Origin of the sequence: Borreliella carolinensis, from assembly GCF_032595855.2 — a bacterium.
In the GTDB taxonomy this organism is placed as follows: domain Bacteria; phylum Spirochaetota; class Spirochaetia; order Borreliales; family Borreliaceae; genus Borreliella; species Borreliella carolinensis.
In genome coordinates, this window is the sequence record NZ_CP179458.1 from 16,165 (window position 1) to 29,262 (window position 13,098).

General features: G+C 26.8%; 11 protein-coding genes and 4 pseudogenes. 12 read left to right on the forward strand and 3 right to left on the reverse strand.

Features of this window, described 5'->3' with window-relative positions; genetic code table 11:
• The first annotated feature begins 96 nt into the window (after positions 1-96).
• Complete coding sequence (gene bdr, locus QIA46_RS05570) at positions 97-738, forward strand: Bdr family repetitive protein (RefSeq protein ID WP_418905948.1); 642 nt, start codon at positions 97-99, stop codon at positions 736-738.
• 93 nt (positions 739-831) lie between these two features.
• A pseudogene (locus QIA46_RS05575) lies at positions 832-1,260 on the forward strand (Mlp family lipoprotein).
• A gap of 49 nt (positions 1,261-1,309) precedes the next feature.
• Here QIA46_RS05575 and QIA46_RS05580 read toward each other — a convergent pair.
• A pseudogene (locus QIA46_RS05580) lies at positions 1,310-2,247 on the reverse strand (ERF family protein); the annotation flags it as partial.
• Between the two features lie 535 nt (positions 2,248-2,782).
• Here QIA46_RS05580 and QIA46_RS05585 point away from each other — a divergent pair.
• The 7 genes and pseudogenes from QIA46_RS05585 (at position 2,783) to QIA46_RS05615 (ending at position 8,314) form a co-directional block, all read left to right on the forward strand.
• Positions 2,783-3,883 (forward strand): plasmid maintenance protein, encoded by a 1,101-nt coding sequence (locus tag QIA46_RS05585; protein ID WP_418905949.1) that lies wholly within the window; start codon positions 2,783-2,785, stop codon positions 3,881-3,883.
• A gap of 9 nt (positions 3,884-3,892) precedes the next feature.
• Positions 3,893-4,458 (forward strand): annotated as a pseudogene (locus QIA46_RS05590) (DUF226 domain-containing protein).
• Positions 4,434-5,174 carry a ParA family protein gene (locus QIA46_RS05595; RefSeq protein WP_418905950.1) on the forward strand — a complete coding sequence of 247 codons (741 nt, stop codon included), beginning with the start codon at positions 4,434-4,436 and terminating at the stop codon, positions 5,172-5,174. Before QIA46_RS05590 ends, QIA46_RS05595 begins: the two are co-directional and overlap by 25 nt.
• Positions 5,175-5,215: 41 nt before the next feature.
• On the forward strand, positions 5,216-5,758 hold the full coding sequence (locus tag QIA46_RS05600) for a chromosome replication/partitioning protein (RefSeq protein ID WP_418905951.1): 543 nt from the start codon (positions 5,216-5,218) through the stop codon (positions 5,756-5,758).
• Positions 5,759-5,771: 13 nt separating this feature from the next.
• A pseudogene (bdr, locus tag QIA46_RS05605) lies at positions 5,772-6,083 on the forward strand (Bdr family repetitive protein).
• A 422-nt stretch (positions 6,084-6,505) separates the two neighbouring features.
• Entirely contained in the window at positions 6,506-7,837 is a 1,332-nt protein-coding gene (locus tag QIA46_RS05610; RefSeq protein WP_418905952.1) for a DUF244 domain-containing protein, read from the forward strand.
• Between the two features lie 51 nt (positions 7,838-7,888).
• A complete protein-coding gene (locus QIA46_RS05615) occupies positions 7,889-8,314 on the forward strand; it encodes a DUF261 domain-containing protein (RefSeq protein ID WP_418905953.1) in 426 nt (141 codons plus the stop codon).
• Between the two features lie 5 nt (positions 8,315-8,319).
• Here the strand turns inward: QIA46_RS05615 and QIA46_RS05620 are convergent, their stop codons facing one another.
• Positions 8,320-9,096, reverse strand: coding sequence for a site-specific integrase (locus QIA46_RS05620; protein WP_418905954.1), 777 nt, complete (start codon positions 9,094-9,096; stop codon positions 8,320-8,322).
• Between the two features lie 581 nt (positions 9,097-9,677).
• Between QIA46_RS05620 and QIA46_RS05625 the strand changes: the two genes are divergently transcribed.
• Complete coding sequence (locus QIA46_RS05625) at positions 9,678-10,271, forward strand: hypothetical protein (RefSeq protein WP_418905955.1); 594 nt, start codon at positions 9,678-9,680, stop codon at positions 10,269-10,271.
• Positions 10,272-10,336: 65 nt separating this feature from the next.
• On the opposite strand, the gene QIA46_RS05630 is transcribed toward QIA46_RS05625, so the two are convergent.
• The gene (locus QIA46_RS05630; RefSeq protein WP_418905956.1) at positions 10,337-11,017 is read right to left on the reverse strand and encodes a hypothetical protein; all 681 of its coding nucleotides are present in this window, start codon (positions 11,015-11,017) and stop codon (positions 10,337-10,339) included.
• 165 nt (positions 11,018-11,182) lie between these two features.
• Between QIA46_RS05630 and QIA46_RS05635 the strand changes: the two genes are divergently transcribed.
• Both QIA46_RS05635 and QIA46_RS05640 read left to right on the forward strand, forming a co-directional pair.
• Positions 11,183-11,749, forward strand: coding sequence for a DUF603 domain-containing protein (locus QIA46_RS05635; protein WP_418905957.1), 567 nt, complete (start codon positions 11,183-11,185; stop codon positions 11,747-11,749).
• Entirely contained in the window at positions 11,746-13,098 is a 1,353-nt protein-coding gene (locus QIA46_RS05640; RefSeq protein WP_418905958.1) for a PBSX family phage terminase large subunit, read from the forward strand. The genes QIA46_RS05635 and QIA46_RS05640 overlap by 4 nt, the downstream gene beginning before the upstream one ends.

A 13,098-nucleotide genomic window follows, 5' to 3' on the forward strand; every position in this document is an offset into this window, starting at 1 on the left:
AAAGGTTTTTCTTGCAAGAAATTCTACTTTACATATAAAAATCTCTAAAGCCAATCAATCTAAAATAGTGTATAATATAGTTTAAGGGAAAATATTATGGAAACCGTGTCAACAAATATTGCCAGTGTAACTCAAGAACAAATATATAAAGAGTTTATTCGAATAGGCATGAAACAACTAATAGCACAAGATTTATCCAAAAGATACTATCACAATGAGCTAACATATAGAGATTTAGAAAATTTAGAAAAACAATTTGATATTAAATTTGATAATCTTGTTTTTAAAATAGATGCTGTAGAAAAGAATTTACAAAAGGATATATCCAATTTAGATACTAAGATTGATAGCGTTAAAAATGAACTTAATAGTAAGATAGATACTGTAGAAAAGAATTTAAACGCCAAGATAGATACTGTAGAAAAGAATTTAAACGCCAAGATAGATACTGTAGAAAAGAATTTAAACGCCAAGATAGATACTGTAGAAAAGAATTTAAATCTAAAAATAGATACTTTAGACGCCAAGCTTGATGCTGTAGAAAAGAATTTACAAAAGGATATATCCAATTTAGATACTAAGATTGATAGCGTTAAAAATGAACTTAATAGTAAGATAGATACTGTAGAAAAGAATTTAATGTCTCTTGCAGAAATGCTTAAATGGGTATTGGGAATTATGGGTGCAATGTCTATAACAATGATAGCGGGGCTAATATTTGCTTTCATTTCTAAATAGCTACTACCTCACCTAAAGCATATCAATTCAAATAATAATTATTTCTCTAAAAATTTAGTACAATAATTAAATATTATTTATTTGTAGAAAAAAATGAAAATCATCAACACATTATTTTGTTTATTTTTACTAATGCTAAACGGCTGTAATTCTAATGATACCAATAGAAACCAAACAAAAAGTAAGGAAAAACGCAATTTAAGCCAAAAATAAGTACCGCAAGAAAAACTAAAATCTCTAAAGAAGACCCGCTTAGAAAAAAGCTAACTGATGATCAAAAAACACACTTTGACGGGTTAAAAGAAGCCCTGGAGAATGATGAAGAATTTGATAAATTCTTAAGATAAGATGAATCTAAAATAAATGAAACGCTTAACCATATAAAAAGTGAACTTGCTAAATGTACTGGTGAAAACGCTAATGAACAGAAAACTACTTTCAAAGCTTTGGTTAAAGAATCTCTTAAAGAGAGATATAAATAAATTTACAGAACAAACAAGTAGTACGTGCAACAATTCATAATATAAATTAGCCCCCAAATTGGGGGCTTTGCCATGCAAGAATATTGATATGCTGCAAATATATAATTAAATTGTCTTTCTTCTTTTAACATGCAAAAGAATTTTAATACACTTGTACCATAAACGATCTTCTTATCATATATAAATACTTTAAGCTTATTTAGATCATCGAATTTATTGGTTTTGTCGAAATCGCCTTTTATAAGGCCCACCCAATATTCTATACTCTTAAGCTTGGGATTCTTTTAAAAAGATCGGCTATAGCATCATCATTATCAATAAATAATGCCCAAATAAGAGCATTTATATTGTTTTTTTTTCTTTACCTTCATTTACCCAATTTTTTATGTTAAACAGTGCGTCTCTAAAAATTTCATAGCAAAAAAACTTGCCCGTTTTCAACTTTTTATTAAAGTTGTTTTTTATTTTGGTTTTGATTAATATCTTTTTTTTGTTCTTGATTAACACTAGCTTGTTTGCTAGGTATAGAATTTCCATTTTAATAATTGTTGTAAATAGGCGCTGCATCAGTATCAACTTCACTTTCTATATTAAGATATGCTACTAAAGCGTATCTTTTAAAATAAGTAATAGATGCGCCTACTGCTTGTGGCACTGTATTTACATTTTTAGAGCCATTTTCATTGTTCCATTGTAAATTTTCTGTAAGTATTGGTGTATCAAATGAGTCTTTATGCCCAGTGTTTGTACTGTAAAATGTCGTTCTAACTACGTGAAGCACTTTTTGGCCCTCTACAACTGTAAAAGTTGGAAATTGGCCAAAATCAAGCTCCAAATTATGCTTATCAATAACGTTTTTAATTTCTCTAACTATTTCGTTGAAATTTTGATACTTATACCCATAACCTTTAAGATTTTTATCAATTCCTGCTAAGTTCATCCTTAGAGTTTTCATATCCCTTATAAAGTCAATTTCTGCTTGAATATTTTCTTGTGGGTTATTATTTTTGTTTGAAACATTTACCATGTTTCCCTCCTGTAGTTAATTTATAAAAATAATTATAAAGCAAAAACTATTTTTGACAAGTCTTTTACAAAAATTTTTTTGAAAAAATAGAGCTTGGCTAATTTTTTGTTTGAGCATCTAGACAGACCTTATTCTTAGTTTTTAGGATTATCTAATAATGATAAAGTTATTTTACTATACATAAACATATAGCAAAAACAATTATTGCCTACTTTTTATAAAATTTTTACAAAAAAATAGGGCTTATCTAAATTCTCTATTATCTACTAAAGAAATTAGTTAAGCCCGTGCTAAAAATTTTTTTGCAAATTAACTACAGGTAGTTAAACTGAAAAATGTTCAAATAACTACGCTGTTTGTAGTTTAGCCCAATTTTTAATTAAAATCAATTTGTATTTTTACTACGTTACAAAAAGTGTATTAATTTAACAAAATTAATAATTAAAACTTAATATTTTTTTGAAAAGTATTTACTTTTAAATCAAAATTATGCACTATAATAGTAATTATTATAAATTAACTACAGGAGAAAAACATGAAAGATGTTTTAGCCAGCAAAGAAAGTCCAACTTGCCACAACAAATATCAATACAAATTAATTGTTCTTACCTCAACACTAGAGTACATAAACAAAACCCATAAGAAATACACACAAAAAACCATACTCTATTACTTTAATGAAAATCTAAAAAGAAATGGGCTAGCTCCCACTACACTAAGAACTATGCAAAATTATCTTTACAAATTAGAAAAAGCACTAAAAGTAACAACCAACTACTACCAACACATGGGTGTAAATTGTGGGACTGAAATTTACTATAAGCTCAATTATCCTAAAAAAGAGTGTTACCTTAACATCAACAAGTACTTTAAAGAACGAAAAAACTCTAGATTTAAATCTAGAGTTAATAACTATTTTAAAGACAATGTTTCTAAAAATGGTAGTGTAGATTTAGTGGAGTGTTTTAATAATAAAAATAATAATATAAAAGAAGAAAGAGAGAATAACAAAATAGAAGAGTGTCAAATAAAAAATTATTTCAATAAATGTAATTTTAAATCTGAAAAAGCTCTTTCTATTTTGGATTTAGATACTGATAAAGATACGAAGATTAAGGCAATGAAAATCCTAAAACAAAATGAAATTGCTCTAATAAAACGTTTTAGTATAAAAACATCTTGCATGGAAGAGAAGCAAAACAAATTAAAAAACATTCTAAATAACACTCAGAAAGAGTTCGAACAAAATGGATATAATTCGGAACAATTAAAAATAAATTTGCAAAAAGTATACGAAAGTTACAAATTTAAACCCCACTTTATTATAGAAAATCATAAATATAGCGATTTAGATATCATAAAACGCAAATTGGAAAAATCGATTAAAAGAAAAAAACAAAATTCTCAACAAAGTTATCAGAATTTAAGGACAAACATTTTTAATATCCTTATTGAACAACTAAAAAAAGATATAAATATTGAAATTTTCAAACCAATTATAAAAGAATATTTGAATAAACAAAAGAAAATAGAATACAATAAAGTATTTGGTACGTATTACTTTGAATTATTAGAACTAATAAAAGATGAAAGAAATTCTTTAACCACAGAAGAATGTAACAGAAGGGCTGTATGAGGACTGAACATGGGAAATGCGTCGGAATTTATTAAAACTATAAAAGAAGGTAAATGTAAAGTTGAATGCCAAAACAAAGAACGCTTTATTTTGATTGAAAAAGAAAATGGGAAAGCAATGTACCATACAAAAATAATGATGGATATTTACAAATTTGGTGTTTATGAGAAAAAGCATGAATTTAGATTAGCATTAAGGGCATTATTTAATGGAGAAAGAATTGTTGAAGAAACTTACTTGTACACAATCAAAGAAGGAGATAAGTTTATTGGCATTTTTTATGGCTATAGAAAACCAATAAAAAAATCTTTAATAAAGTATCAAATAAACGGGACTAAAAAAGCATATTCATTAGCAAGGGCATATTATATGGAATTTAGATTTAAAGTCGGCAGTGTTTTTTGCTATTTTAAGGGGCTATATCGTTTATTGGATAAAAAAAGAACAAATAATCACTACAACAAAGTTTTATTTAGTATGTTTACAGATTTAGAACAACAAGTATATAAATTTTATGGGAAAAATATTTAGAGAAAGGACCGCTAATTAAATGGATAATAAAAAAACTAAAATAATAACAATAGCGTCAATTAAGGGCGGTGTTGGCAAAAGTACAAGTGCAATAATTTTGGCAACTTTATTATCAAAAAAAAATAAAATTCTTTTAATTGATATGGATACTCAAGCATCTATTACTAGTTATTTTTACGAAAAATTAGAAAAACAAGGCATTAATTTTACCAAATTTAATATTTATGAAATTTTGAAAGAAAATGTAGATATCGATAGTGCCATTATAAATGTAGATAATAATCTTGATCTTATACCTAGCTATCTCACACTACATAATTTTAGTGAAGATGAAATTGAACATAAAGATTTTTTGTTAAAAACCAGCCTAGGAACTTTATATTATAAGTATGACTATATAGTAATTGATACAAATCCTAGTTTAGATGTTACATTAAAAAATGCACTTTTATGTAGTGACTATGTAATAATTCCGATGACAGCCGAAAAGTGGGCAGTGGAAAGTTTAGATTTATTTAATTTCTTTGTAAGAAAATTAAATTTATTTTTACCTATATTTTTAATAATAACAAGATTTAAAAAAAATAGAACACATAAAACATTGGTTGAAATGTTAAAAACAAAAGATAAGTTTTTAGGAACAATATCTGAAAGAGAAGACTTAAATAGACGAATAGCAGAAAATAATAATTTTGATTTGAATAAAGATTATATAAAAGAATATGAAAATATTTTAGAAATTTTTTTAAAAAAAATATAAAGTCTAATAATTAGACGTGTTTAATATAAAAGGAGGTTAAATTGGATATTAAGGTTAATAAAAGAGATTTAAGTAATAATGAAAATTATGCTATTGCTGATAGTGTATTAAATCATTATAATTCTCTAAAAGAGAAATTAAAAATTAATTCTAAAAAAGAAATCTATTGTAAGTTAGAAACTTTAAAAATTTTAAAAGAAATTAAAGATAATCATTATTATCGGCTTGATGGTTATAAAAGTTTTGAAGCTTTTTCTAAAGATTATAGACTAGCAAGAGCACAGGTCTATAATTACTTAAAAATTGCTAATGCAATAGAAGATGGGATTATACAAGAAGAATTTCTAATAAAAAATGGTATACTGGAAACGTTGATTGTATTAAGAAATAAAGAGAGCAAAACAATAAAAAAATCAAAACAAAACCCGATAAAACCGCTAAGATTTCAACTTAAAAAACAAGAAAGTTATGATTTCTATAAAAACCATTCTAAATTTACAGCGTTTATTTTGGAAGAACTTCTTGAAAATCAAAAGGATTTTCTTAATAAACTTTTAAAAAGATATAAAGAATTAAAAGGATAATAAAGGGGATTTTATGAGTAATTTAACTTACAATGCTCTTAAAATAGAAAATATAAGGTTATTTTTTTTAAATAAAGGGTTTAGTGAAGAGGCAATAGATTTTGTTTTTCTGCATAATGTTAATTATAACTTTGAATTTCTAAAAGAGAAAATGAATTCTTTAGAACAATAAATAATTAATGTAGAAAAGAATTTTCAAAAAGATATATCTAGTTTAAAAAATGAACTTAATGCAAGTAATAGAACAAGATAAGTAATGCTAATAGCAGGAATAATGCTTGCTTCAATTATTTACTCTATATTCAATAAGTATTTTTTTAATTGAGAATGATTAAAATTTTTTAAAATATTGGGGGAGTATATAGCTTATTTTTTAAATAGAATACTATAATCTTGATTTAAATTCTTAAAAAGAAATATTTTATGTTTACTTTCTTATAAATTAGAACTCATTTGAATTTTTTAATAAGAGAATTTAAGTAGGTTCTTTTATTTTAACAAATACAAATTGATTTTAATTTTAAGTTGAGCGCTGCTACAAACAGCGTAATTATTTAAACATTTTTCAGTTTTGATCACCTGTTTTGAATTTGCAAATAAATTAAAATTAGGGTTTCACCAAGTTTTTAGTAGACAATAGAGAATTCAGCCAAGTTTTAACTTTCTAACAAAAATTTTTATAAAAAGCTTGTCAAAAATAGTTTTTGCTTTATAATTATTTTTATAAATTAACTACAGGAGGGAAACATGGTAAATGTTTCAAACAAAAATAATAACCCACAAGAAAATGTTCAAAATGGAGAATCCAAAATGATATGTGTTAATCAACAATGTTTTACTGGATGTGAAGTATTTGAGGAAAAATCTTCTTCCATTAAAGAAAAAAATAAATTAAGCAGGATAGGTAAAAAATTACCAGGAATAAGTAGTCAAGAGTGTTTTAGATTTAATCGCAATCTTGATTTTAGTATGCAAAGAAACAAGCTAAATAGATACGGTGCTAGTGAAGTAGGCAGTATTCTAATTGGTGGCGTAGGACTAAAGGATTTAATGATGAATAGAGTGCTTAGATATTTTGGAATGAGCCTACCTTTTGAAGAGAATTTGTATATGCTCAAGGGCAAGGAGTTAGAGAATTTAGGATTTAGAGAATTTGTTAAAGTACATGGTGATAATATTGAGATTTTGTATAAAAACAAGTATGCCAATGGAATTGATAAGTATAACTATTTCAAAAAAATGGGAAGTTCAGAAACTTTGGTAGGCTCAACAATTGATGGTTGGCTTATTAATAATAATGGTGATTTAGAACTTTTAGAGATTAAAAGTAGTGATTCTAATTATATGAGCAGTGCAATTGCTGAGTACAATAAAAATGGCAATTTTTTAAGCAGTAAATATTTTTTCAAATACTATGTGCAAGCGCAAATGCAGTTAGCATGTACTGGACTTGAGTATTGTAATTTATTCTTTTTAATCGATGCTACACCAATTAACTGTAAGATTAAGAGAAATGGGGCCCTAATATCAAAAGTGTTTGAATTTATTGGTAAATGTGACAAGGAAGTTTTCAATATAATAAGAGACATAGTTACAAACTATAGAGAGAAATGCTTAATGGCACACAATTTTAACAAGGATGCGTTTATAAAGCTTGTCCAAGATTTAGTAGAAAGAAGTGAATTTTATAGTTTTGGAGTTGAGTTTGATTGGGCAAGAGAATTTGTAGAATATGTTGATTGCGTAGACCTTGAAATTAAGGATAATCAATCTGCTGAAAATCTTGCGTGTGATTTAATGGAGATTGATATTCTACAAAAAAAATTAAATAGAATTCAAAACGAAAATAAAAAAAGAGAAAAGCCTATTAAAGATAGGCTGAAGATGCTAATTTACAATATTACGAATACATATCCACTAATTGAGCAGTTAAATTATAAATTTGGAGAGTTTGTGTTTACTCTTGATCCTAAGAAAAGGGCAATATCAGATAGATTGAAGGGACTATTGCCAACAAGTGGTATAGTATTTTCCCCTAGCAATATAGCATTTGCAAATAATGTCAGTGTCCCCATGTGAATGGGTGCACTAAAAAATTAAAGAAATAATTTAATATAGGAGAGGAAATCAATGATTATTAATAAAATAAAACAAAACAATAGAACTTTAAGACCAGAGATACAAAAATGGGGTTGTTACTTTTTGTGTCTACATTACTATACAAGTCTATTCAAGAAACGTGAATTTAATGCTTATGAAATAAATACAGCGTATTATAGATTTATAGGATTTGGTTACATCAAGAGTAATTGTTTTATTATAAATCCATGTATGATACTTAATTACTACGGAATTAGAAGTAGTGTAAGATATGAAACGTCGAATTATTTGGGTGCAGCCAATGAATTTGAAATAAGTGAAGTTAAAATCGATAAGGTTAATGGGTATCACTTTATAGCAACAAAAAATAAAGAAATATTGTATGATTCACTTGATTTGAAATCTCGTGGAAAAATATTTAAAGTAACTTCAAAACGTATATTTAAACTGAAATAGTTTTGCTAGAGTTTAAGGTTATTTTTCATGCATTTATAAGCATGAATTTTATTAGCAGCAGAGAGTCCATATATATTATCAATTTCGGAAGTTGAATGATATTTCATAAGCTCTTTAATTTGGAAAGAGTTATAACCATTAGACTTTAAATATGAAATAAACAAATTTCTAAATAAATGAAGCGATTTATTAGCACGAAATCCTGATTTTTTGAGAAGATTTTTAAATTTTCTAGAAATATTGATAATATCAATTTGGTTATCTTTGAACTTGTGTTTGGTTTTTTGGAAAAGATAAGTACGTCGCGAGTCAAGATTTTTTTCATTAAAATAATTTTCGTGAGCTTTTTGAATAGCCTGAAATTCTTCAGAATTAATGATGATTTCTCTAATACAAGTGACATTTCTTTTTTTAGCGATATTTACTTTTATATTGTAAAAAGTTTCTCCAGCTTTGTTTAATAGGGGAGTAATATCTTGCATTTTTACTTTTTGAATTTCAGCACCCCTGCATCCACTTATTGCCAGTAGATGTAGAAACCAACCAGAAATAGGGTCAAATTTTTTTAATGATTTAACGCATTTTTCAATTATTTTGATAGTTTTTGGGGTCAAATAAAACTTAGGAGTTGGTTTTGAAGCTTTTTTAGTAGACTTAGATGAATTTTCGAGTGAATTTTTAAGAATTTTGTTTTCATTTAATAGATTTAGATAGTCTTTTAAGAATTTGAGCATAAAATCTGTGTTGAAATTATTTAAATTAAAATAATTATTCATATCCATAAAATCCTCTCCTTTGAAGTGTTACTTTTAAATTAAGTAAAAGTAATAAAAATAGATAAAAATAGTAATTTATATTGTACCAAAAACTAAAAATTTTAGTCAAATTTTGAGAGTTCTCATTGCATGTGGAATTTGGATTGTGGGAAGGCTGTGATAAACAGAAGAGAGTGTTTTGAAGGGTGTCGGCTAAGAAAGACTACATACTTTAGCTAATATATAGCAAAGACTCTGAAATTTAATTTGTATGTATTTTGTAGTCTTTTATAATGAGTAGTGCATTTGCAATGGAGAGATTTTGGTGAGTTGGTTAAAATTACATTTGCGTTTTGTTAATATGTAATAGCTGAATGTAACAAAATTATATATTTAAATCTTTAAAATATTGTATTTATTCGATGTTGCTTTATGATTTAGGACTTATGGAGTAACTTATGAATAAGAAAATGAAAATATTTATTATTTGTACTATTTTTGCTTTGATAATTTCTTGCAAGAATTTTGCAACTGGTAAAGATTTAAAATAAAATGTAAAAGAAAAAGTTGAGGGATTTTTAGATTTAGATGTTTTGGATTCAAAAAATGTGATAAAGGATAAAGAGTTGGTTGGAGGCTTTGAAAACTTTGATGATGGCTTAGAAGTTAAAATTGCAATGCAAGGTGATCAACCACAAGAGCAAGTAGATCAAGGCGTTTCTGAAGATTCTAAATTAAAAGAAGAGCTCGAAAAAAAAATAAAAGAATTAAAAGAGAAAATAGAGAAATCGAATTCCAAGAGTACTTCTTTTAAAACATATTTTGAATATGAAAAGGAAATAGAAGAATTAAAGGAAAAATTAGAAGATAAAGAAAAATTTGAAAAAGAATTAGAAACCCTTGAGAAAGCGTTAAAAGAAAAAATAGAAAAAAGAAAAAAAGAATTAGAAGATGCTCAAAATAAATTTAAAGACTTTGAAAGTCAAGTTAAATCTACTGATGGAAGAACTCAAGGGGATCAAGTTAAAAAACAAGGGCAAATTGGATTTCAGGCCTTAAAGTGTGCAAAAGAATTGTGTTTAAATGTAAGTTATTCTAGCAGCACTGATACTGATAGTGATCAGTTAGCAAAAAAAGTTATAGAGGATGCACTTAAAAGTATTGAAGAAGAACTTAAAAAGTTAAATAATAAAGAAGAATAGAAAAAATGGTTTTAAAAATATAAATTGTGAAGAACAAGACTAACAATTTGTCTTGTTCTTTTATTTTAGGTAAAAAATGAGCTATGCTTTTTGTATAATTTTTGAAAACCATCAAGATCAAAAGTTATAGATCGAGTTAGTTTGCCGGGATCTTCACTTTCAGTAATGTCAATTGTTATTGTTACAGTTTTATGTTTTAATAATTTTGAAAGTAAATTTTCTATACCCGGATCAGAGGTTATTAGATTAATCCTAATATATTCTGAACGCTTATCACGTGATTTGTCCCAAATTTCCCACATAACTCTATCATTTACAAATTTTTGATTTAATTCTCTTATTATTTTTTCGGGGCCATTATCAAAAAGAAATTTAACTTTAACATTGCTAATTTTTTCACGTATGTTATGTAACATAGGGTATGGATTGTTAAATATTATTTCGTAATGGTATTCTAAGTTAAACCCCATATAAGAGGTTTCTTTGCCGTCTTTAATAAACCTTGAAGTGGTAAAGCTAAGGCGACTTAATTTTTCATCTTTTCCTACAAGGATAGTAGAAATACTCCCTTTACCCAAATAGCCGTTTTCATCATCATCTCTAAAGGTTTGAAAAAAGGATATGTGCGTGTCTGTTTTGCCTTTCTTATGATAATATTTTTCCATATACCCATTGTATTGAGATTGATCATAAGAAAAACTTAATGTTACTGTTAAAAATAATAAAAATATTTGTTTTTGATACATATAAATGTTCCTTTTTGAATATTTGAAATGTTTCGTTTTTATATTAATAAATATTGTAAATATAGGGCAAGTTTTAATAGGTATAAAGGAATTAACAGTTTATGTTAACAATTAACAAATTGATTTACTATTTAGAGTAACAATTTGTTATTTTAGAGGATTTTTTTGAAAAAAGTTAAAAGATCTTTTGATGATTATGTTGCATTCTTTAGAGAAGGATCGTTAGATGATAGAGAAATAGCGGTTAAATTAGGAGTTTCTAGGGTAAATGTATGGAGAATGAGGAGAAAATGGGAAAGTGGCGAAAGTTCTGTTAATGATGATTCTAGATTATCAATTAGTGAAGATACTTTTGAACATCTTTTATCACAAACTTTTAAATCAGAAGTTAACGCTAGGAAAGTTATAAGCGAATTAGATTTAGAACGTGCTAATTTAGAATTAGGGTTTATACGTTCATTTAAACAACATTTTGGTGTTGAGCTCGTTAGCATACGTACTAAAATAGAAAATTTAAGAAACGAAATTGATGCATTAAATAAAGCAAGCAATAAAAAAAATAAATTAGTTGAGAATGAAGAAATTAATTCTTTGAAAAATGAACTTAATGAATATGTAAAGGAATATTTAATAAGAGAAATGGAGCTTTATTATGAATGTATGAAAAAACTTGCTACGCTTCACGGAACTGAAAGCAAAAACAACTACAAAAATAATAAAGGGCACAAGTGAACTTATATCAAACGAAACTTTTTACAACACTACAAAAAGAATACAAAAATAAATATGGAGTTGATATATCACAATTTGTAAAGCCAACAAACTCTTCAATTGATTTTGATAAGTTTGAAGATAAACAGTTAACTTTAAAGCAAAAAAATTTGATAAAAAGCATTCAAAAGAATAATGAAAAAAAGATTATACTCAGCGGAGGCATAGCTAGTGGTAAAACGTATCTTGCATGTTACCTTTTTCTAAAAAGTTTAATTGAAAATAAAAAGTTATATTCTAGCGATACGAATAATTTCATTATTGGGAATTCTCAACGCTCAGTTGAAGTTAATGTTTTGGGACAATTTGAAAAGCTATGTAAACTTCTTAAAATCCCGTATATTCCAAGACATACGAATAATTCATATATTCTGATTGATTCACTGCGAATTAATCTATACGGTGGAGACAAGGCAAATGATTTTGAAAGGTTTAGGGGTAGCAATTCCGCACTTATTTTTGTGAATGAGGCTATAACTTTACACAAGCAAACGTTAGAAGAAATCTTAAAAAGACTTAGGTGTGGGCAAGAAACTATTATTTTTGATACTAATCCTGATCATCCAGAGCACTATTTTAAAACCGATTATATTGATAATATAGCAACTTTTAAGACATATAATTTTACAACTTATGATAATGTTCTACTCAGCAAAGGATTTATAGAAACACAAGAAAAGCTATATAAAGATATACCATCATATAAAGCAAGAGTTTTGCTAGGAGCATGGATAGTAAGCACCGATTCAATTTTTACACAAATAAATATTACTGATGATTATGTATTTACTAGCCCGATAGCATATTTAGATCCAGCATTTAGTGTTGGCGGAGATAACACAGCATTATGTGTTATGGAGCGGGTTGATGATAGGTATTATGTTTTTGTATTACAAGACCAAAGACCAGCCAATGACCCGTATATTATGAATATGGTTAAGACCGTTTTAGAGAATTTCAATGTACATACACTTTATTTAGAAGATAGAGACAATACAAAAGGTGCTGGTGGATTGACTCGTGAATACATGTTGCTAAGAAATAATATGGGGCAATATTTTAGAATTGTCCCAGTTAAGCCAAAATCTAATAAATTTAGCAGAATAACAACGTTGATTACGCCGTTTACTTACAAGAAACTTTACATTACAAAGTACAGCAGTTCTTCTGTATTTAATGATATTTATTCGTATAAGGGGGATAATAAAACCCATGATGACGCTCTTGATGCAATATCTGCAGCATATTTGATGTTGTCTTTAGGGTATAGAGAGAGAAGTGTTCGCTTCGGCAATCAAAGATTTTTGTAA

Excerpts from the sequence above, each read along its gene's own strand:
- bdr (WP_418905948.1), top strand. The coding sequence starts at position 97 with ATGGAAACCGTGTCAACAAATATTGCCAGTGTAACTCAAGAACAAATA.
- QIA46_RS05585 (WP_418905949.1), top strand. The coding sequence starts at position 2,783 with ATGAAAGATGTTTTAGCCAGCAAAGAAAGTCCAACTTGCCACAACAAA.
- QIA46_RS05595 (WP_418905950.1), top strand. The coding sequence starts at position 4,434 with ATGGATAATAAAAAAACTAAAATAATAACAATAGCGTCAATTAAGGGC.
- QIA46_RS05610 (WP_418905952.1), top strand. The coding sequence starts at position 6,506 with ATGGTAAATGTTTCAAACAAAAATAATAACCCACAAGAAAATGTTCAA.
- QIA46_RS05615 (WP_418905953.1), top strand. The coding sequence starts at position 7,889 with ATGATTATTAATAAAATAAAACAAAACAATAGAACTTTAAGACCAGAG.
- QIA46_RS05620 (WP_418905954.1), bottom strand. The coding sequence starts at position 9,096 with ATGGATATGAATAATTATTTTAATTTAAATAATTTCAACACAGATTTT.
- QIA46_RS05630 (WP_418905956.1), bottom strand. The coding sequence starts at position 11,017 with ATGTATCAAAAACAAATATTTTTATTATTTTTAACAGTAACATTAAGT.